This window comes from Phytohabitans aurantiacus (genome assembly GCF_027923225.1).
GTDB classification, from domain to species: Bacteria; Actinomycetota; Actinomycetes; order Mycobacteriales; family Micromonosporaceae; genus Phytohabitans; species Phytohabitans aurantiacus.
The window spans coordinates 209,318-229,708 of sequence record NZ_BSDI01000032.1; the positions used below are offsets into that span (position 1 = coordinate 209,318).

Below are 20,391 nucleotides of genomic sequence, written 5' to 3' on the forward strand. Positions count from 1 at the left end.
GTGCGTCCGCCCCCAGGCCAGCCCGGCACGGCGTGTCGCCACGCCCGGCCCCGCCGATCAAGGGCGAACGCACGCGGTTCGATCTCTGTTCGCGTGCATTCGGCCTTGATCGATGCGGATGTCCTTGATCGGCGGACGTTGTTGATCGCGTGGTGAGGCCCGCGCCGCGCGGCTCGATGCGGCCGGGATGGTGCGGGCTCGCGGTGCCCGCACCTTGCTGTCGCGCGGTCGCGCGCGGTGGCGTGGGCGGACAGCCCTCGGTGCGGCAGCGCTGGGCGCCGGCCGGCTACTCCTGCGCCCGCTGCGGGCGGTCTTGATGCCGACTGTGGCGACTGGCTGCCCCTGCAGGGGCAGCCAGTCGCCACGATCACGTCCTGGACGAGCCGTGGGCGCTGCGGGAACACGACCCTGGGGACAAGTTCGGGGATGTTGCGGCATCCGAGGCCGGTTGAGGCCGCATTTTCCCTGATATCGCGGCATCCCCGACGCCCTCAGCCCGCGCTGCGCGCGACCGCGCCGCCGCATCGCCGCATCGCCGTGCCGTCGCGCCCCTGCGCCGCCGCACCCTCGCGCCGCCGCACCCCGCGCCGCCGCGCCCCTGCGCTGCCGCACCCTCGCGCCGCCGCATCCCCGCGCCGCCGCACCCGCGCCCTCTTGCGGCCGTCGATCAAGGCCATGTGCATCGATCAAGGGCGAATGCACGCGGAAAGAGATCGAACCGCGTGAGTTTGCCCTTGATCGGCGGGCCGGGCGTGGCGACACGCCGTGTCGGGCTGGCCTGGGGGTGGACGCGCGTGGAGAAGAGATCGAACCGCGTGCATTCGCCCTTGATCGGCGGGCCGGCGCGGCGGCGCGGCGGGGCTGGCGGCGGTTGTGGCGGGTCGGGGTCGGTGGTTGTGGTGCCGGCGGGTTGGGACCGGCGTGGGCGGCGCGAGGCCTCGGCTGTCGCGGGTCAGCGCGGGCGGCGCCGGCCGTATGGCGGCTGGGGTGGGGTGGGCATGATCACGCGGCAGCCGCTCGCGGGCGGATTCTCTCGCGCAGCTTGGCCTGTGCGCTCGGCCATTCGGTGGCGGTCATCGAGTACAGGACGGAGTCGCGCCATGAGCCGTCGGCGCGGCGGCGGTTGGCGCGTAGTACGCCTTCGCGGGTCGCGCCGAGGCGGGCGATGGCGGCTTGCGAGCGCTCGTTGCGGATGTCGGTCTGCCAGGTGACGCGGATCGCGTCGAGCGACTCGAACGCGTGGGTCAGTAGTAGCAGCTTGGCCTCTGTGTTGACGCCAGTGCGCCACCAGCGCCGTCCCAGGAAGGTGCCGCCGATCTCCATGGTGCGGAAGCGCTCGTCGGGAAAGTAGTACGACGTGGTGCCCATGATTTCACCGGTCACGGCGTCGCGCTGGACCCACGGCACGCGCTCGCCACGCTGGTTTCCCCGCAGCGCTTCCGCCACGAACTCGGCGATTCCGTCCACAGTGTGCGGTTGCGGCTGGGTCAAATACTGCCACACGGCCGGATCCCGGGTCGCTTCGAAAAGACCGTCCACATGCGACATGTCGAGCGGTTCGAGCACCACGTGCGAGCCGCGCAGCGGCACCGGGGTCAGCCACGGGGAACGGGGTGCGCGCAGATAGTCGGGGACCGGCACGCGTACGCCGGCGTCGGGCTCGGGGATGCCGGGCACCAGGCGCAGGGGTACGACGCCGGCCCAGTGCGGGAGCGCGTAGTCCTCGTCTTCGTCGATGACGCCGCCGGTGCGTGCTTTGACTGACACCTCAGACAGGGGAAGCGCGAGCACCGCGACCTCGGCGAGCTCCTTGCGGTTGGGCGGGCGGCTGTCGGCGGCCCGGCCGCGGCCGACCTTGTCGACCAGGGTGTCCAGTGCGAGGCGCTTCTCGGCCTCGTCGCTCACCAGGCGGGCGGTGCCGTGCACGACGACGGAACGGTAGTTCGCGCTGTGGTGGGTGTGCGAGCGCGCGTACACCAGGCCGTCGAGGTGGGTGACGGTGACGCAGATGGGCAGGCCGGCGTCGCCACGGGCGGCGAGCAGCGGGCGGCTGCCGGTGGAACCGTGCAGGTACAGCGTTTCGCCGACGCGCACGTGCAGGGTCGGTAGCATGCGCGGCTCACCGTCCACTGTGAACGCGAAGTGGCAGTGCACCGCCTCGTCGAGGATCGCGTGGGCGGTGACCCGCTCGTAGCTGACCCTGCCCCGGTCGCGGTTGGCGGTCGTGCGGTGAGTCTGCTCGTACATCACGACATCCCTGCTTGCTCAAGAAGTTTGTTATAGTACAAAACCGTGACTGTGTCAGTACATTATCAGGTCGCCGGGACCACGGCCGCCGAGATTTCGGCCAGCGTGGAGGCCGGGGTAAGAGGCGGTGACCTGGGCGCGGGCGCGCCGCTGCCGGCCGTACGGGCGCTCGCGCAGGCGCTCAGCGTGAGCCCGGCCACGGTCGCGAAGGCGTATCAGGCGCTGCGGCAGCGCGGCGTGATCGAGACGGCCGGGCGCAACGGCACGCGGGTCCGGCACCGCCCGCCGGTCGCGAGCAGCCGCGGCGCCCGCCGCCTGCCGGTGCCGCCGGGCGTGCTCGACCTGTCGACCGGCGAGCCCGACCGCCGGCTGCTGCCGGCGCTCGGGTCGCATCTCGCCGCGCTCGCCGCCGAGGAGAGCAGCCCCATCGGGTACGCCGAGGCCGGTGTACTGCCCGAGTTCGCCGACCGGGCGCGGGAGCGGCTCGCGGCCGACGGTGTCGACGCGCCCGCCATCACCGCCACGAACGGCGCTCTCGACGGCATCGACCGGCTGCTCGCCGCTCATCTGCGCCCCGGTGACCCGGTCGCCGTCGAGGATCCCGGCTGGGCCAACGCGCTCGACCTGATAGCGGCTCTCGGGCTGCGCGCGGTGCCAGTACCCGTGGATGATGACGGGCCGACCGAGGGTGGGTTGCGGTCGGCGCTGGCGTCCGGCGCGAAGGCCGTGCTCGTCACGACGCGCGCGCAGAACCCGACGGGCGCCGCCGTGAGCGCGGACCGCGCGGTCGCTCTGCGGGATGTGTTGTGTGCTTTTCCCGAAACGCTGCTCGTGGAAGATGACCACGCGGGGGAGTTGGCTTCGGTGCCGCTGCATCCACTGGCTGGAGCGACGCGGACGTGGGCGTTCATCCGCTCGGTCTCGAAGCCTTACGGCCCGGACCTGCGCGTGGCCGCGCTGGCCGGCGACGAGGCCACGGTCGCGCGCGTCGCCGGCCGCATGCGGACCGGCGCCGGGTGGGTTTCGACGCTGCTTCAGCGCCTGGTCCTGCGCCTGTGGCAGGACCAGGACGTCGCGGCCGCGGTCGCCGCCGCGGGAAAGAGCTACGACCGGCGGCGGGAGGCGTTGCGTGCCGCGCTCGGCGTGCGCGGCCGCACGGGCATCAACGTCTGGGTTCCGGTACCGGACGAGACGGGCGCCGTGACCACGCTGCGTGATTTGGGGTACGCGGTGGCGCCCGGCGCGCTGTATCGGCAGTCCTCGGCGCCGGCGGTGCGGATCACGGTGAGCCGGCTCGCCGATGACGACATCGCTTCCCTGGCCACGGCCGTGGTGCGGGCAGCGGGTGGTGTCGGGTCCGGCATTTTCAGCGCGTGATGGGGTACAAAGACCGGCATGGCCCAGACCGCTGTGGGTGCCGAGAAATTCGTACCCGATGCCAAGTCGCTCGATGAGCTGAAAGCCGCCGCACCCGGATGTCGTGGTTGCGAGCTGTACGAAGGCGCCACTCAGGTGGTGTTCGGGCGGGGTGACGCGCACGCCAAGGTGGTTTTCGTCGGCGAGCAGCCCGGCGACGTCGAGGACCAGAAGGGGTTGCCGTTCGTCGGGCCGGCCGGGCACCTGCTGCGCCGCGCCGTCGACGACGCCGGCATGGATCCGGGGCACATCTACATCACCAACGCGGTGAAGCATTTCCGGTTCGAACTGCGTGGCAAGCGCCGGATCCACCAGACCCCCGATCGGGTACACATCGAGGCGTGCCGGCCGTGGCTGGTGTCGGAGTTCGCGCTGTTGAAGCCTCAGGTCGTCGTGGTGCTCGGCGCGACGGCGGCCAAGGCGCTGCTCGGGCCGTCCTTTCGGGTGACCCAGTCGCGCGGGCAGGTGCTGCCGTGGCCCGACTCGGCGCAGCGACCGCAGGACTTCCCGGTCGAACCCGCCAAGCTGGTCGCGACCATCCACCCGTCGGCGGTGCTGCGCGCCGACAACCGCGAAATCGCGTACAACGGCCTGGTGGCCGATCTCAAAGTGGCCGCGAGAGTGCTTGACTGAAGGCATGGAGCAGCATCTCTACGAGCCGATCCACGAGGAGTTCCGCGCGCTGTGCCGGGAGTTCATGGCGCGGGAGGCGGTGCCGCACTACGCCTCCTGGGAGGAGCAAGGCATCGTCGACCGTGAGGTCTGGCGCAAGGCCGGCGCCGCCGGGTTGCTCGGCATGGACGTCGACGAGGAGTACGGCGGTGGTGGGCAGCGTGACTTCCGGTTCAACGCGGTGCTGCTCGAGGAGACCGTCACGTCGGGTTGCTCCGGGCTGGGCTTTGGGCTGCACAACGACGTCGTCGCGCCGTACCTGACCGATCTGACCACTCCCGACCAGCGCAAGCGGTGGCTGCCCGGCTTCTGTTCCGGAGACATCGTCACCGCGATCGCGATGAGCGAGCCGGGCGCCGGTTCCGACCTCGCCGGTGTGCGGACGTCGGCGGTGCGCGACGGCTCCTCCTATGTCCTCAATGGACAGAAAACCTTCATCACGAACGGCGACATGGCGGATATGGTCGTCGTGGTCGCCAAGACGGCGGCGGACCAGGGCGCGCACGGCGTGAGCCTGATCGCGGTCGAGCGCGGCACGCCCGGGTTCACGCGCGGACGCCGGCTCGAAAAGGTCGGCCAGAAGGCCAACGACACCGCCGAACTCTTCTTCGACGACTGCCGGGTACCGGTCGACAACCTCATCGGCACCGAAAACCACGGCTTCTACCACCTGATGGGCAACCTGCCCCGGGAACGGCTGAGCATCGCGGTCGGAGCCGTCGCCGCCGCCGAACGGCTGCTCGCCATCACGCTCGACTACGCGCGATCGCGTGAGGCGTTCGGGCGGCCGATCGGGAAGTTCCAGCACAACCGGTTCCTGCTCGCGGAGCTCGACACCGAAATCACCATCGCGCGGACGTTCCTCAACCATTGCGTGAGCGAGTTCAACGCGGGCCGGCTGTCCGTTGTGGACGCCGCGAAAGCGAAGTGGTGGACGACCGAGCTGCAGAACAAGGTCGCTGACCGGTGCGTGCAACTGCACGGCGGATACGGGTACATGCTGGAGTACCCGGTGGCGAAGGCGTGGCTCAACAGCCGGGTGCAGACCATCTACGGCGGCACCACGGAGATCATGAAGGAGATCATCGGCCGTAGTCTCGGCCTGTGAACGTCGCCCTCATCCAACGCCGGACCGTGGCGCTGCTCTGCGGCACACAGGTCATCGGCGGCATGGGTGTCGCCATCGGGCTGTCCGTGGGCGCGCTGCTCGCCGCCCGGCTGGCCGGCACCGGGCTGTCCGGCGTGGCGCAGAGCGCGGCGGTGGTCGGTGGCGCGCTGATGGCCGTACCGGCGACCCGCGTCATGACGGTGTGGGGGAGGCGGGCGGGGCTCGCGCTCGCGTACGCCGCCGGTGGACTGGGGAGCGTGCTGATCGTCGTGGCGGCCGCCACCACGTGGGTACCGCTGCTCTTCCTCGGGATGATGCTGTTCGGCGGCGGCACGACGGGCAACCTCCAGGCCCGGTACGCGGCGGTGGACCTCGCGGCGCCGGAGCGCCGGGCGCGGGAGATGTCGCTCGTGGTGTGGGCGACCACCATCGGCGCGGTGGCGGCCCCGAACTTCGCCTCGCTCGCCGACGACGCGACATCGGGGTTCGGCCTGCCGGTACTGACGGGGCCGTTCGCCTTCAGCGCGGCGGCGTTCGTGCTGGCCGCGGTGATCCTGCTGGTGTTCTTGCGGCCCGATCCGTTGCTGACGGCGCGGCGCCTCTCTTCCCAGGGGACGGCGCCCCGACGCGCTTTCCGGCCCGCCCTGCGCGCCATCGCCGGGCTGCCCGCCGCCCGGCTCGGCATGGCGGCCGCCGCGGTCGGGCACATGGTCATGGTCGGCGTGATGTCGATGACCCCGGTTCACCTGGGGACGTACCACGGCGACGCCGACGTGCTGCGCGTCGTCGGGATCGTGCTCAGCCTGCACATCGCCGGCATGTACGCGCTGTCGCCGCTCGTCGGGCTGCTCACCGACCGGCTCGGACGGCGGCCGGTCATCCTGGGCGGCGTCGGGCTGTTGCTCGCGGCCTGCGCGCTGGCCGGGACCGCGGAGCACGACACGGTCCGTCTGTCGGCGGGATTATTCGTACTGGGACTTGGCTGGTCGTGCACGATGGTGGCCGGTTCGACGCTGCTGTCCGAGTCGGTACCCGCCGAGGTCCGGCCGGCCGCGCAGGGCCTCTCCGACATGGTGATGGGGCTGGCCGGGGCGTCGGCCGGGGCACTGGCCGGGTTCCTCGTCGAGCTGAGCGGGTATGCCACGCTGAACCTGCTCGCGGCGATCGCGACGGTGCCCCTGGTCGCGCTAGCGTTGCGACCGGTGGCTGTCTTGAAGGGAACCGAGGGTGCGGCTGACTGACTTCTGGACGCGGCTCGAGCAGGCGTTCGGGCCTGGATACGCGACGAGCATCGCGTCCGACCAGGTACTGCCGCAGTTGGCGGGTCGGACCATCCAGCAGGCGCTCGACGCGGGCGTGGATACCGTGGTGGTATGGCGGGCGGTGGTGGCCGCGTACCCGGATCGCGTGCCCGCCCGACTGCATTAGTGTCATGCGCCGCCTCCCGCAGCCGGCCCGGAGTCGAGGGAGCGAAGCGACCGAGCGGAGGGTCGGCTACAGGGAGGCATAGGGGGCGCATGACCCGCGCGAGCGGAGCGAGCGCCAGTTGGTACGTGTCGGTACTTGCGTCGAACACATGTTCGGCTATTGTCCACACTTGGGCGCTTGTCCACAGGCCACGGCCGGTCGGCTGTTTTCTGTCAGACCCAGCGCCTAGCGTGTCCGCGTGACGAGAAGCTCTTCGGCGAAGACGACCGCTAAGACGGCGAATGTAGGGGTGGCGGCAATGGCGGCAGGACCTGACAAGGAGAAGGCGCTCGACCTCGCGCTCGCGCAGATCGACAAGCAGTTCGGCAAGGGCTCGGTGATGCGGCTGGGCGAGCGCCCGGTCATCCAGACCGCGGTCATCCCGACCGGCTCGATCGCGCTCGACGTCGCGCTGGGCGTCGGCGGTCTGCCTCGCGGCCGCGTGGTCGAGATTTATGGACCGGAGTCGTCCGGTAAGACGACGGTGGCGCTGCACGCGGTTGCCAGCGCCCAGCGCGCGGGCGGCATCGCGGCGTTCATCGACGCTGAGCACGCGCTCGACCCGGAGTACGCCAAGGCACTCGGCGTCGACACCGACTCGCTGCTGGTCTCCCAGCCCGACACCGGTGAGCAGGCGCTCGAGATCGCCGACATGCTGGTCCGCTCCGGCGCGCTCGACGTGATCGTCATCGACTCGGTGGCGGCGCTCGTGCCCCGCGCCGAGATCGAGGGCGAGATGGGCGACAGCCACGTGGGTCTCCAGGCGCGCCTGATGAGCCAGGCGCTCCGCAAGATCACCGGTATCCTCAACAACTCGGGCACGACCGCGATCTTCATCAACCAGCTCCGCGAGAAGATCGGCGTCATGTTCGGCTCGCCGGAGACCACCACGGGTGGCCGGGCGCTGAAGTTCTACGCCTCGGTCCGGCTCGACGTGCGGCGCATCGAGAGCCTGAAGGACGGCACCGACGTGGTCGGTAACCGCACCCGGGTCAAGGTCGTGAAGAACAAGGTGGCCGCGCCGTTCAAGCAGGCCGAGTTCGACATCATGTACGGCAAGGGCATCTCCCGCGAGGGCTCGCTCATCGACGTCGGTGTCGAGCAGAGCATCATCCGCAAGTCCGGCGCCTGGTACACGTACGACGGTGACCAGCTCGGCCAGGGCAAGGAGAAGGCGCGCGAGTTCCTGAAGGAGAACCCCGACGTGGCCGCCGAGATCGAGAAGAAGATCCTCGAGAAGCTCGGCGTCGGGCAGGGCGCGGGCGACGAGGCCGGCGGGCCGGAGCTGCCGCCGGTCGACTTCTGACCCGTCGCTTTCCGATCTGAGCTGGTCACATGGCCGGACGACGGCGTGGAGCGCGCTCGGGGCGGGGCTGGGATGCCGCGCCGCCCCGAGCCACTTCCGCGTCAAGTGGCACTGGCAGGTCCGCTCGCCGTGAGCGCCTCGCTTCCGGGAGCGAGCCTGACGAATGGGAGTGGCCCGAGGGCGCGGTTCCCGCTGAGTCGGGCGCTTCGGACCCCGAAGGCGGCTCCGGCTCCCCTTCGCGGTCCGGATCGGGTGCATCCGGGCGCGTTGGCTCCGGGCGGCGGGCTTCCTTTGGCCAAGCTGCCTCCGGGCCGGCTGCGGCTGGGTGGGGCGGCTCCGGCCAGGGCGGCGGGGGCCAGCGGGATGGCGAGGAGCAGCCTCGGGACGAGGCCGAGGTCGCGCGGGAGATCTGCCTACGGCAGCTAGCCGTGCGGCCACGCACCCGCGCCGAGCTCGCCAAGGCGCTCGCCAAGCGCGGCATCTCCGACGAAACTTCCGCGCAGGTCCTCGACCGGTACGACGAGGTCGGCATGATCGACGACGCGGCGTTCGCGCGCGCCTGGGTGTCGAGCCGCCACCACGGCCGCGGCCTGGCACGCCGCGCACTGGCCAACGAGCTGCGCCAGCGCGGCGTTGCCGGTGACACCGTCAGCGAGGCCCTCGACAACCTCGACGACGACACCGAGGCGGCCACCGCGCGGGCGCTGGTCGACCGCAAGCTGCGCGTAACGAGGGGCTCGCCCGAGTCCGTGTACCGGCGGCTGGTCGGCATGCTTGCCCGCAAGGGATACCCCGCCGGCCTGGCGTACCGCGTGGTCAAGGACGCGATGGCGGCCCAGAGCGCCGAGGCGGCCGAGTTCGCCGACGGCGTTGACCCCGACGCCTTGGCCGACCAGGAAACCTAACCACCTCTCCCCGCTCCCTCTCCGCTCCCGCGCCGCGCTGCCAGGCCCGAGGCCGCCCTGCCGAGTTCGGGTTTCCGCGCCGCGCCGCGCCGCGCCGCCCGGTCCGGGGCTGTGCTGCTGCTCCGGGCGTCGCGCTGCCAGGCTCGAGGGCCGCGCTGGGGCGGCTGGTGGGTGGGGCGCTTCCGCCTCCAACTCAGGCGGTGGTGTCGCTCTTCGGGCTCGGACGGTGGTGTCGCTCTTCGGGCCTTGCTTTCTGCCGATCAAGGGCAAACGCACGTGCTTTGATCTCCGATCCACGCGCAGGCGCCGCCCGGCGGGTGCGGTACGGCGTGTCGCCGCGCCCGTTGCGCCGATCAAGGGCGAATGCACGTGGTCGGATCTCTTTTCCGCGTGCGTTTGCCCTTGATCGATGCGATCTTCCTTGATCGGCGCCCGCCGGGCGCCACACGGCGCCCTGCGCGGAGTCCGTCGGACCCCAGCCCGCCACGCATCCGCGCGGCAGATCGGCCGATGTGCGTGGGATGCCGCAAGTTCGGTGAAAAACGCGCTCTCCCACCGGGCGTGCGGGCTTGATCAACGGCGTCGATCAAGGGGATCTGCATGGATCAAGGGCAAACGCACGCGGAACAGAGATCCGACCACGTGCATTCGCCCTTGATCGGCGCAAGCGGCGTGGCGACACGCCGTGCAGAGCCCCGTCGGGCGGTGCTCGCGCGTGGATCGGAGATCACAGCACATGCGTTCGCCCTTGATCGGCGGAAAAGCCGTGGTCGAACGCGCGCCGTGGCCGCGCGGAGGCGTACCGGGTGGGGCGTGGCCGTACAGGGGCATGCCGTGCGAAGGCCGTGGGGTAACGGGCGGACCGAACGGGCCCGCGCGGGGGGGAGTGGGGGTAAGGGGAAGGGGATGGGGTGCGGGGGACGGGTGGGCGGGACAGGATTGAACGGTGCTTAAAGGGTGTCTGAATGGTGGGGTGCGACGCGATCAGCATCCGGCGGTGCCGATCACGGCGGCCGAGGTGGCGGCTGACGCGGTGCGGTGTGAGGCGGTCGGTGCGGGGGCCGTACATGTGCATCCGCGGGACGAAGAGGGGCGCGAGACGCTCGACGCGGAGGTTGTCGGTGCGACCGTCCGGGCGCTGCGGCGGGCGTGTCCGGAGCTGCCGGTAGGGATCAGTACCGGGGCGTGGATCGAGCCGGACGTCGAGCGCAGGCTGGCGGCGATCGAGAGCTGGACGGTGCTGCCCGATTTTGCCTCGGTGAACGCGCACGAAGAGGGCGCCGAGCGGATCGCTGCGGCTCTCCACGCGCGTGGCATCGGCGTCGAGGCGGGGCTGTGGACACCGGAGGCGGTGCGCGAATACCTGGGCTGGCGGGTGCCGTGCCTGCGGGTACTGCTCGAGTGTATGGAGCGCGATCCGGACGAAGCGGTCTCCAACGCCCACCGGATGCTCGCCCTGTTGCCGTCGAAGCGGCCGCCGGTGTTGCTGCATGCGGAAGGGCCGACGGTGTGGGTGGTGCTCCGCGAGGCGGTGAAGCTCGGATTGGACACCCGGGTGGGTCTGGAGGACACCAGGGTGATGCCGGATGGCACGATGGCGGCGGGAAATGCCGATTTGGTGGATGCGGCTGTGACCTGCGGGGCGACTTAACATGGCCGAAAGATGTGACCTGTTTCCAACTCGTCCCGCAATGCCCTAAGGGCCATGAGCTGCGTGTGAGCGTTCCGATGCCGTACGTCCCGGCTTCGATCAGATCATGAGTCCTTGACCGAACCGGCCCTCGCGACCTAGCCTCGCGTTACAGACGGGAAGCCCGACCAATCGCAGGCTAAACGCACAACATAGATCGCGTAACAGTACGGCATCAACTTTGACCCTCGCCGGCTGGGCCAGGCCGACGAGGTAGCGACATAAAACCGGCCAGTGGCGGTGCCCGCCGGGCGCTGCCGGTGGACCGTATCCACGGCCAGCCGCCTCGGTCGGGCGACTCGTGAGCCGTGCGGCGCGCAGCGGGAGGGCGTCATCCTCCGGCGCCGGACGGTGAAAGGGAGGCGGCATGGCTGGTGCGGAGTGGGCACTGTTCGCGGCGGTACTGGCGCTGGCCGTACTCGTGCTCATTGGATTTGTTCTTGGCGCGCGGGTGCTGCGCCGCCTGACCACCGCGCCACCGGCGGTCGCCGCCGCGGACGACCCGGAGTTCACCGCGGAGAAGGACCGGCAGGAGCAGGCGCTGGCCGCGCTGCGCACCGCGGCCAACGAGGCGACCGCGGCCGTCGAGCAGGCGAAGACCGCGGCCGCCGCGGCACGCACGGACGCGGCCGAGGCTCGCGCGGAGGCGCGGGCGGCCCGGGCCGAGGCCCGGCGCGTCCTTGACGCCGCGCGCGCGGAGGCCGACACCGTCCTGGAGCGGGCGCAGCGGCAGGCCGAGTCCGAGGCGGAGCAGGTACGCGCGGCGGCGCGCCGCAGCGGCGAGCGGGAGATCGCGGTACTGAGCGAGACCGTCAAGGAGAAGGCCGCGGAGGCGGAGCGGCGGGCGGCTCGGATCGACGAGCGGGAGCGCCTGCACACCGAGCAGGCTGAGCGCCTGGCGGAGCGCGAACGGCGGCTCGCCACGGTCGAGACCGAGCTGGGCGAGCGGGACGTCGCGCTGGCGGCCCGCGAGTCGGCGCTCACCGAGGCGGAGGAGGCGCGCCGGCGCGAGCTGGAGCGGGTTGCCGGGTTGACCGTCGACGCGGCGAAGTCCGAGCTGGTGGAGGCCATCGAGGGCCAGGCGAAGCGCGAGGCGGCGCTGCTGGTACGCGACATCGAAAACGACGCCCGCAACACCGCGGACCAGCGTGCCCGGCACATCGTCGTCGACGCGATCCAGCGGGTGGCGAGCGAGCAGACCGCGGAGAGCGTGGTCAGCGTGCTGCACCTGCCCGGCGACGAGATGAAGGGCCGGATCATCGGCCGCGAGGGTCGCAACATCCGCGCGTTCGAGTCGGTGACCGGCGTCAACCTGATCATCGACGACACGCCGGAGGCGGTGCTGCTGTCCTGCTTCGACCCGGTACGCCGCGAGATCGGCCGGCTGACCCTGGAGAAGCTGGTACTCGACGGCCGGATCCACCCGCACCGCATCGAAGAGGTCTTCGAGAGCGCCAAGCAGGAGGTCGAGCGGCTGTGCGAGCGCGCGGCGGAGGACGCGCTCGTCGAGGTCGGCATCACCGACATGCACCCGGAGCTGATGACGCTGCTGGGGCGGCTGCGCTACCGCACCTCGTACGGCCAGAACGTGCTCAAGCACCTCGTGGAGACCGCGCACATCGCCGGGATCATGGCGGCTGAGCTGCGGCTCGATATCCCCACGATCAAGCGGTGCGCGTTCCTGCACGACATCGGGAAAGCGCTCACGCACGAGGTCGAGGGCAGCCACGCGCTGATCGGCGCCGACCTGGCCCGCAAGTTCGGCGAGTCGGACGAGGTGGTGCACGCGATCGAAGCGCACCACAACGAGGTTCAGCCGCAGACCATCGAAGCGGTTCTCACGCAGGCCTCCGACGCGTGCTCCGGCGGGCGGCCGGGTGCGCGGCGGGAGAGCCTGGAGGCGTACGTCAAGCGGCTGGAGCGGATCGAGGAGATCGCCGGCGGCAAGTCGGGCGTCGAGAAGGTCTTCGCGATGCAGGCCGGCCGGGAGATCCGCGTGATGGTCAAGCCGGACGATGTCGACGACATCGCGGCGGCGGTGCTGGCGCGCGATGTGGCGAAGCAGATCGAGGAAGAGCTGACGTATCCGGGTCAGATCCGCGTGACCGTGGTGCGCGAGTCCCGGGTTACGGAGATCGCCCGATAAGAAACTGGGGCGCCCCCATCGGGGACGCCCCAGTTTCATGCGAAGAGCTCCGGGGTTACAAGCGGCCGCCTGCCTCCACCTCGGCGATTAGGGCGGCTGACGGCTTCTCCGGGATGGGGAGACCGCGGGTCTTGCGGCCGCGAGCGAGCCGGCGCTGGACGTACTCGGCCAGCTTGGAGAGCGCGTAGTTCACGAGGATGTAGATGGTGCCGACCACCGTGTACGTCTGAATCGGGTTCGGGTCGTCGAGCGCCTGGATGATCTGCGTGCTGACCTTCAGCACCTCTTCGTAGCTGATGATGAACCCGAGGGACGTGTCCTTCAGCACCACGACGAGCTGGCTGATCAGGGCGGGCAGCATGATCCGGAACGCCTGCGGCAGCAGGATCATGCGGGTGGTCTGGAAGGGGCTCAGCCCCATCGCCTCGGCCGCTTCCCGCTGGCCGCCGGGCAGACCCTCCATGCCGGAGCGGAGGATCTCGCCGATCACGACCATGTTGTAGAGCGTCAGGCCGATGACCAGGTACCAGAGGATGTCGCCGAGGTCGACGCCCAGATCGGGGAGCGCGCTGGCCACGAAGAAGATCGTGATGACCACCGGCAGGCCCCGGAAGATCTCCACGAAGATCCGGCTGACGGCTGAGAGGAACCAGTTCAGCCCTCGCAGGAGGTACGCGAGCGGCGTAGCCAAGTCTTCGTACCGGCGCTTGACCAGCGACTTGAGCTGGATCCGCAGCACGGCGAGCGCGGTGCCCATGACCAGCGACGACACGATGGCGAGCGCTGCCGCGATGAGCGTGGCCTTGAAGCCTTCGCCGAGCCGCTCCCAGACCAGCGGAAAGACCTCGTTGTTCGGGTCGATCAGCGGGCCCCACAGGTCCATGGAGAACTGGCCCTTGTCATCGAGCGGCTTGTAGATCAGGAAGTAGCCGCCGGCGATGATGAGCAGTACCGCGACGATGCTGCCGATAAGCGTGATCCGGCGGGCCCGGGGGCCAGGGGCGTCGTACAGGACTGTCTGCTGGTCTTTCATCGGGCCACCGTCCGGCGGCGCTCGATGCGGTCAAGGAGGAGCCCGAGAGGCGCGGTCATGATGAGGAACCCGATCGAGACGCCGACGAAGACGGGGATGATGGGCTCGCCGAGGGCGCTGGTGAGGTTCTGCGCGCCGTTGGACAGGTCACCGACCACGCCGAAGAAGCCGGCGAGCGCCGAATTCTTGATCATGGCGATGATCACGCTGCCCAGCGGCACAATCGCCGCTTTCCACGCCTGGGGGAGCACCACGAAGCGCAGGTTCTGGGTGAAGGTCAAGCCGATGGCGCGGGCGGCTTCGGCCTGACCGGGCGACACCGCGTTGATGCCGCTCCGGATCGCCTCACAGACGAACGCGCCGGTGTAGAGGCTCAGCGCGATGATTCCGAAGCGGAAGTACGGAAGATCGATGCCGAGCCGGGTGAAGAGTGAATCCAGCCCTGGGATCTTCAGGAAGTCCGCGTTCGATCCCAGCGACGGGAGCCCGAACGCGGCGAAGAAGAAGACGATCGTCAGTGGACAGTTGCGGAACACCGTCACATAGGCCGTGCCGACCCAGCGCAGGGGCGGCACCGGCGAGATCCGCATGACCGCCCCGAGGGTGCCCATGAGCAGGGCACCCACCGCGGACAGCAGGCAGAGCTGGAAGGTGAGCCAGAAACCACTGGCGAAGACGTCGAAGTGGTCGACGAGCACGCTCACGGAAAACTCCTAAATCTCACCTTCCAGCTCTCCACTTTGGTCAGTACCGGTTGATGGTCGGCGGCGTGGGGGTCTCGTCGACGTACTTGCCGGCGGTGTCCTTCCAGGCCTTCTCCCACTGACCGTCCTTGAAGATCTTGTCAAGGGTGTCGTTGACGAAGGTGCGGAAGGCGGTGTCGCCCTTCTTCAGGCCGATGCCGTACGGCTCCTTGGTGAAGTTCTCACCGGCGAGCTTGAACTTGCCCTCGTTGCGGGCGATGAAGCCGAGCAGGATCACGTTGTCGGTGGTCACCGCGTTGACCTGGCCGTTGGTGAGCGCGTCGACGCACTTCTGGTACACGTCGAAGACGACCAGCTGCGACGCCTTGTTCGCCAGGTACTTCTCGATGTTGGTAGCGGGGGTCGAGCCCTGCACCGAGCAGACCTTCTTGTCGCCGGCCTTGAACGAGTCCGGGCCGGTGATCGAGCTGTCGTCGGCCTTGACCAGGATGTTCTGGCCTGCCTCGTAGTACGGGCCGGCGAAGTCGATGCGCTCCTTGCGCTTGTCGTTGATCGTGTAGGTGGCGACCACGAGGTCGACCTCAGCCTTTTCGATCTTCTCTTCGCGGACCGCCGACGGCGTCTCCACCCAGGTGATCTTGTCGTCGGCGATGCCCAGCTCGTCGGCGATCAGCTTGCCGATCTCGACGTCGAAGCCGGCCGGCTTGCCGTCCAGGCCCTTGAGGCCGAAGCCCGGCTGGTCGAACTTGGTGCCGATGGTGATCTTCTGGGCCTTGTTCAGCTTTTCCATGGTGCTGCCGGCGGCGAAGTCCTTGCTGCCGGAGCTGCTGTCGTTGCCGGAGTCACTGTCGTCGCCACCGCAGGCCGCGATGCCAAGGGACAGTGCCGCGACGGCGGCCACAGCCACCATACGCGTCATACGCATTACAGAATCTCCTTCTTTGATAGGAGCCCCCGGATCAAGCCGTTCGCTCCACAATGGACGCTCAGTGCGTCAGGATCTTCGACAGGAAGTCCTTGGCCCGGTCGCTCTTCGGGCTGCCGAAGAACTCGTCGGGCGGGGCCTGCTCGACCAGCTGGCCGTCGGCCATGAAGACCACCCGGTTGGCGGCGTGCCGCGCGAAACCCATCTCGTGGGTGACCACGACCATCGTCATGCCCTCGCGTGCCAGCGACGTCATGACGTCGAGCACCTCACCCACCATCTCCGGGTCGAGCGCGCTGGTCGGCTCGTCGAAGAGCATGGCCTTCGGCTGCATCGCCAGTGCCCGCGCGATCGCCGCGCGCTGCTGCTGGCCGCCGGAGAGCTGGGCCGGGTACTTGCTCGCCTGGCTGGAAATGCCGACCCGGTCGAGCAGCTGCATGGCGCGTTCGCGCACCGCTGCCGGCTTCTCCTTGCGCACCTTGATCGGGCCGAGCGTGACGTTTTCCAGGATCGTCTTGTGCGCGAAGAGGTTGAACGACTGGAACACCATGCCGACCTCGCTGCGCAACTTGGCGAGTCCGCGCCCCTCTGCCGGCAGCGGCTGCCCGTCGAAGACGATCGAACCGGAGTTGATCGGCTCCAAGCGGTTGATCGCGCGGCAGAGCGTCGATTTACCCGAGCCCGACGGCCCGATCACCACGACCACTTCGCCTCGGTCGATCGACAGGTCCACGTCCTGCAACACGTGCAAAGGACCGAACCATTTGTTGACCGATTCGAGCACGATGAGCGGCTCACCCGTTGTCACCGTCGTCCACCGTCCTGTAGATCGCGATTGCCCTCGGTGCAGTCACTTTATGCGTGGCGATGTGTCATCAGACCGCATAGTTGGTCACAGGGGGATAACACCGGCCACGCGCGCCGTGCCGGGCGGTCACCATCGTCCGTATGGTTCCCCCCTCGGCCGGCGGCGCGCTCTGGCACTGGTCGATCGACGCTCTGCTGGCGCCCACGGAGATCTACACCGCGCTCGCGGCCGTGCTGGCGCGTCCCGTGGTGCCGCTCGGCGCCGCGGACCCGGTGCGGCTACCGCCCGGCGGTGTGCTGTGTGACGTATGGCACACCACGGGCGATTTTCCGACCGTCGTGGACTGCTACGGCGCCCCGGCAGACGTCGCCGAAGCGGCCGTCGTGGCGGCGCTCGCCCGGCGCACCGGGCGGCACTGCCTGGTGCCCGACGACACGCTCAACCCCGGCCGGCACCTGCTCGCGGCACCGGACGGCACGCTCCGGCCGGCGCACGTCGACGTCACCGATACGGAGGACGGCTCGGCGCACTCCAACGCCCGCCCGTGCACGATCACCGTCGAACCGTGCCGGGACTCCGTGATCTGCCAGCAGTCGAGGTGGGCGCCCGACGCGGCGTACCGCCTGCCCGACCTGCTTGTGGCCTGACCGTCAGCCGGCCGCGCGCGCCTGGCGGGCGGCGCGCTTCTTCTCGGCGCGTTCCGCGGGGGTCAGGGCGGTCGGAGCGGGACGGACCACGAGCTCCGCGAGCAGGGTGCGGGTCGCCTCAGCGACCGCGGCGACGGCCGCGTCGAAGGCCTCCGCGTTGTGGGGGGCGGGCGTCCGAAAACCAGAGATCTTGCGGATGTACTGCAACGCCGCCGCCTCGATGTCGTCGTCCGTGACGTTCTCCGTGTACGGCTCGCGCAGCGTCACGATGCTCCGGCACATGGGCCACCTCCCGCTATGGATACCCTGGACTCTGTCATGAGTACCCCAGTCCAGGGCAGCGCGCGCACCTATCAGGTCCGCACGTATGGCTGCCAGATGAACGTCCACGACTCCGAGCGGATTTCCGGGCTGCTGGAGGGCGCGGGATACGTTCGCGCGGCCGATTCGGACAATCCCGACGTCGTGGTGTTCAACACCTGCGCCGTACGGGAAAACGCGGACAACCGGCTCTACGGCAACCTGGGCCACCTGCGGCCGGTCAAGGACAAGCACCCCGGCATGCAGATCGCGGTCGGCGGCTGCCTGGCGCAGAAAGACCGCGGCGAGATCGTCAAGAAGGCGCCGTGGGTGGATGTCGTGTTCGGTACGCACAACATCGGGTCGCTGCCGGTGCTGCTGGAGCGGGCCAGGCACAACGCCGCGGCCGAGGTGGAGATCCTGGAGTCGCTGGAGGTCTTCCCCTCCACGCTGCCGACCCGCCGCGAGTCGACGTACGCCGGCTGGGTGTCGATCTCGGTGGGCTGCAACAACACGTGCACCTTCTGCATCGTGCCGGCGCTGCGGGGCAAGGAGAAGGATCGCCGGCCGGGCGAGATCCTGGCCGAGGTCGAGGCCCTGGTCGCTGAGGGCGTGCTGGAGGTGACACTCCTCGGGCAGAACGTCAACTCGTACGGGGTCGAGTTCGGCGACAAGCTCGCCTTCGGCAAGCTGCTGCGCGCCTGCGGTGGCGTCGACGGGCTGGAGCGAGTGCGTTTCACCAGCCCGCACCCCAAAGACTTCACCGACGACGTGATCGCGGCGATGGCCGAGACGCCCAACGTCTGCCACCAGCTTCACATGCCCCTCCAGTCGGGCTCCGACGCCATGCTCAAGGCGATGCGCCGGTCGTACCGGTCGGAGAAGTACCTGGGGATCATCGAGAAGGTGCGCGCGGCCATGCCGGACGCGGCGATCAGCACCGACATCATCGTCGGCTTCCCGGGCGAGACCGAGGAAGACTTCCAGCACACGCTCGACGTGGTGCGGCAGGCGCGGTTCGCGACGGCGTTCACCTTCCAGTACTCGAAGCGGCCCGGCACGCCCGCCGCGACCATGCCCGACCAGCTGCCCAAGCAGGTCGTGCAGGAGCGGTACGAGCGGCTGATGGCCACGGTCGAAGAGATCACCTGGGCGGAAAACAAGGCGCTGGTCGGCCAGACCGTCGAGGTGCTGGCGTCGGTAGGCGAGGGGCGCAAGGACGAGCGCACGGGCCGCATGTCGGGGCGGGCGCGCGACGGCCGCCTGGTGCACTTCGACACGGGTGACATCGGAGACCAGATCCGGCCCGGCGACATCGTGCACACCGCCGTCACGTACGCGGCGCCGCACCACCTCAACGCCGACGGCGCGCCGCTGCACCATCGCCGCACCCGTGCGGGTGACGCGAGTGAGGCGGGGCGCGCGGCGCGTACGCAGGGCGTGCTCCTGGGACTGCCGACGGTGGGTGCGCCGCCGGCGCAGGCCGCGGTGGTCTCGGCCTGCGCCAGCGACTAACGCGACCGCTCAGACGGAGATCCGGCCCACTCCCGCACCGTTCATGACGAACGCCTTCACGCCGCTCGCCGTCTCCAGCGAGTACGAGTACGGGATGCCGGCGCAGCTGCTGCCGCCGGTTTCGCCGCTGCCCGAGTTGACGAAGTGGTTGCTGCGCGCCACGAGGCTGCCGTCGGCCGACGAGCCCTCGCCGCGGTGGAACGGGTCGTCGACGTTCTCGAAGTAGTTGCCCTCGACGAGCACGCACGCGTTCATCGTCGACGCCACGCCGTACGAGCCGATGTTGGCGTAGTAGTTGTTGTAGACGTGCACCGGGTTGCCGAAGCGCACGCGCGGGTGCCGCTGGTTGGTGCCGTCAAACCAGTTGTGGTGGTACGAGACCCGCAAGCGGCCCACGTCTTCACCGGCGTTGTCGTCGCTGTGCCCGAGCAGCATCGACTTGTCGTGGCCGTGGATCCGGTTCCAGGAGACGGTCACGTAGTCGGACGCCCGCTTGATGTCGATCGCGCCGTCGTACCCGTTGGTCAGCGTGTTGTGGTCGATCCACACGCGTGTCGAGTACTGGACGTTGATCGCGTCGTCGTTCCAGTCGCGGAACGTGAGGTTGCGGATGATGACGTTCGACGCCTCTGACACGTTCAGGCCGCAGCCGGCGATCGTCGCGCCCGAGTTGCCGAGGATTGTCTTGTTGGAGCCGACCCGCAGCATGCCCGAGCACGAGATCGTGCCGGACACGCGCACGACCGCGGCGTTCGTGCCGGAGATCGCGCTGGTCAGGGCCGACGAGCTGGTCACGGTCGTGGCCGCGGCGCCACCGCCGCCGGTCGTGCCGCCGCCCTGGGTGGCCCAGCCGACCAGGCCACCGGTGTTGCCGCCCGGCGGGGTGGTGGGCGGCACGGGCGTCGTCGGGTTGGTGCCCGGCGTGGTCGGCGTCGTCGTGCCGGTACACGTGGTGCCGTTGACCGCGAAGCTGGCCGGTACAGGGTTGCTGCTGTTGTTCCAGCTGCCGTTGAACCCGAACGAGGTACTCGCGTTGGTGGCCAGGCTGCCGTTGTAGCTGACGTTCGTGGCGGTGACCTGGCTGCCGCTCTGGGTGACGGTGGCGTTCCAGGCCTGGGTGACGGTCTGGCCGGCGCCGTACGACCAGGTGAGCGACCACGCCGTGAAGGGGTCGCCGAGGTTGGTGATGGTGACGTTGGCGCCGAAGCCGCCCTGCCACTGGCTGGCGACCTGGTAGTTGACGCGGCAGCCGGCGGCGGCGTGCGCGTTGACAGCGATGACGACGCCGGCGGCGGCCATGGTGGCGGTGCCGGCGACGGTGGTGAGAAGCGCGAGACGGAGCCGTCTGTTGAACATTCGGGTACTCCTAGACGTCGACGGATCAGACACGTTGATGGATCAGGGGTGCCCGGCTCCGCGCGCCCAGCCCGGGGAAGCGCTTTCCACGATGGAATCATATAAAGTGACGCATGTAAATGCGGTCTTCATTCCGACAGAAGATA

The 20,391-nt window shown here is 69.7% G+C and carries 18 protein-coding genes; 11 read left to right on the forward strand and 7 right to left on the reverse strand.

All coding sequences use genetic code 11. The features are described 5' to 3' along the window. Positions 1-1,002: 1,002 nt before the first annotated feature. Positions 1,003-2,247 carry a bifunctional pyridoxamine 5'-phosphate oxidase family protein/GNAT family N-acetyltransferase gene (locus QMG73_RS28760; RefSeq protein WP_281900792.1) on the reverse strand — a complete coding sequence of 415 codons (1,245 nt, stop codon included), beginning with the start codon at positions 2,245-2,247 and terminating at the stop codon, positions 1,003-1,005. Positions 2,248-2,298: 51 nt separating this feature from the next. Between QMG73_RS28760 and QMG73_RS28765 the strand changes: the two genes are divergently transcribed. From QMG73_RS28765 to rny, 9 genes are all read left to right on the forward strand, one after another. Then, positions 2,299-3,624, forward strand: a complete 1,326-nt coding sequence (locus tag QMG73_RS28765) for an aminotransferase class I/II-fold pyridoxal phosphate-dependent enzyme (RefSeq protein WP_281900882.1) — start codon at positions 2,299-2,301, stop codon at positions 3,622-3,624. An 18-nt stretch (positions 3,625-3,642) separates the two neighbouring features. Continuing rightward, on the forward strand, positions 3,643-4,296 hold the full coding sequence (locus QMG73_RS28770) for a UdgX family uracil-DNA binding protein (protein ID WP_281900793.1): 654 nt from the start codon (positions 3,643-3,645) through the stop codon (positions 4,294-4,296). 4 nt (positions 4,297-4,300) lie between these two features. After that, complete coding sequence (locus QMG73_RS28775) at positions 4,301-5,443, forward strand: acyl-CoA dehydrogenase family protein (RefSeq protein WP_281900796.1); 1,143 nt, start codon at positions 4,301-4,303, stop codon at positions 5,441-5,443. Next, positions 5,440-6,684, forward strand: a complete 1,245-nt coding sequence (locus QMG73_RS28780) for an MFS transporter (RefSeq protein WP_281900797.1) — start codon at positions 5,440-5,442, stop codon at positions 6,682-6,684. Before QMG73_RS28775 ends, QMG73_RS28780 begins: the two co-directional genes overlap by 4 nt. Then, entirely contained in the window at positions 6,671-6,871 is a 201-nt protein-coding gene (locus tag QMG73_RS28785; RefSeq protein WP_281900799.1) for a DUF3046 domain-containing protein, read from the forward strand. The genes QMG73_RS28780 and QMG73_RS28785 overlap by 14 nt, the downstream gene beginning before the upstream one ends. A 298-nt stretch (positions 6,872-7,169) precedes the next feature. Continuing rightward, positions 7,170-8,216 (forward strand): recombinase RecA, encoded by a 1,047-nt coding sequence (recA, locus tag QMG73_RS28790; protein WP_281900801.1) that lies wholly within the window; start codon positions 7,170-7,172, stop codon positions 8,214-8,216. A 407-nt stretch (positions 8,217-8,623) separates the two neighbouring features. Further along, positions 8,624-9,121: a regulatory protein RecX gene (locus QMG73_RS28795; RefSeq protein WP_309299540.1), complete on the forward strand. Its 498-nt coding sequence runs from the start codon at positions 8,624-8,626 to the stop codon at positions 9,119-9,121. A 946-nt stretch (positions 9,122-10,067) separates the two neighbouring features. Continuing rightward, positions 10,068-10,772 carry a 3-keto-5-aminohexanoate cleavage protein gene (locus tag QMG73_RS28800; RefSeq protein WP_281900806.1) on the forward strand — a complete coding sequence of 235 codons (705 nt, stop codon included), beginning with the start codon at positions 10,068-10,070 and terminating at the stop codon, positions 10,770-10,772. 406 nt (positions 10,773-11,178) lie between these two features. After that, positions 11,179-12,957 carry a ribonuclease Y gene (gene rny / locus QMG73_RS28805; RefSeq protein WP_281900809.1) on the forward strand — a complete coding sequence of 593 codons (1,779 nt, stop codon included), beginning with the start codon at positions 11,179-11,181 and terminating at the stop codon, positions 12,955-12,957. Positions 12,958-13,012: 55 nt separating this feature from the next. Here the strand turns inward: rny and QMG73_RS28810 are convergent, their stop codons facing one another. From QMG73_RS28810 to QMG73_RS28825, 4 genes are all read right to left on the reverse strand, one after another. Continuing rightward, a complete protein-coding gene (locus tag QMG73_RS28810; RefSeq protein ID WP_281900811.1) occupies positions 13,013-13,990 on the reverse strand; it encodes an amino acid ABC transporter permease in 978 nt (325 codons plus the stop codon). Continuing rightward, positions 13,987-14,694, reverse strand: coding sequence for an amino acid ABC transporter permease (locus tag QMG73_RS28815; protein ID WP_281900813.1), 708 nt, complete (start codon positions 14,692-14,694; stop codon positions 13,987-13,989). The genes QMG73_RS28810 and QMG73_RS28815 overlap by 4 nt, the downstream gene beginning before the upstream one ends. 40 nt (positions 14,695-14,734) lie before the next feature. Continuing rightward, complete coding sequence (locus QMG73_RS28820; RefSeq protein WP_281900816.1) at positions 14,735-15,619, reverse strand: glutamate ABC transporter substrate-binding protein; 885 nt, start codon at positions 15,617-15,619, stop codon at positions 14,735-14,737. A 61-nt stretch (positions 15,620-15,680) separates the two neighbouring features. Then, the gene (locus QMG73_RS28825) at positions 15,681-16,427 is read right to left on the reverse strand and encodes an amino acid ABC transporter ATP-binding protein (protein ID WP_281900818.1); all 747 of its coding nucleotides are present in this window, start codon (positions 16,425-16,427) and stop codon (positions 15,681-15,683) included. 140 nt (positions 16,428-16,567) lie between these two features. On the opposite strand from QMG73_RS28825, the gene QMG73_RS28830 reads away from it, so the two are divergent. After that, positions 16,568-17,074 (forward strand): hypothetical protein, encoded by a 507-nt coding sequence (locus QMG73_RS28830; RefSeq protein WP_281900821.1) that lies wholly within the window; start codon positions 16,568-16,570, stop codon positions 17,072-17,074. Between the two features lie 3 nt (positions 17,075-17,077). Here QMG73_RS28830 and QMG73_RS28835 read toward each other — a convergent pair whose 3' ends face one another. After that, positions 17,078-17,356, reverse strand: a complete 279-nt coding sequence (locus tag QMG73_RS28835) for a DUF2277 family protein (RefSeq protein WP_281900823.1) — start codon at positions 17,354-17,356, stop codon at positions 17,078-17,080. A gap of 36 nt (positions 17,357-17,392) precedes the next feature. On the opposite strand from QMG73_RS28835, the gene miaB reads away from it, so the two are divergent. Continuing rightward, the gene (gene miaB / locus QMG73_RS28840) at positions 17,393-18,889 is read left to right on the forward strand and encodes a tRNA (N6-isopentenyl adenosine(37)-C2)-methylthiotransferase MiaB (protein WP_281900825.1); all 1,497 of its coding nucleotides are present in this window, start codon (positions 17,393-17,395) and stop codon (positions 18,887-18,889) included. 9 nt (positions 18,890-18,898) lie between these two features. Here the strand turns inward: miaB and QMG73_RS28845 are convergent, their stop codons facing one another. Then, complete coding sequence (locus QMG73_RS28845) at positions 18,899-20,245, reverse strand: pectate lyase family protein (protein ID WP_281900827.1); 1,347 nt, start codon at positions 20,243-20,245, stop codon at positions 18,899-18,901. Positions 20,246-20,391 lie beyond the last annotated feature (146 nt).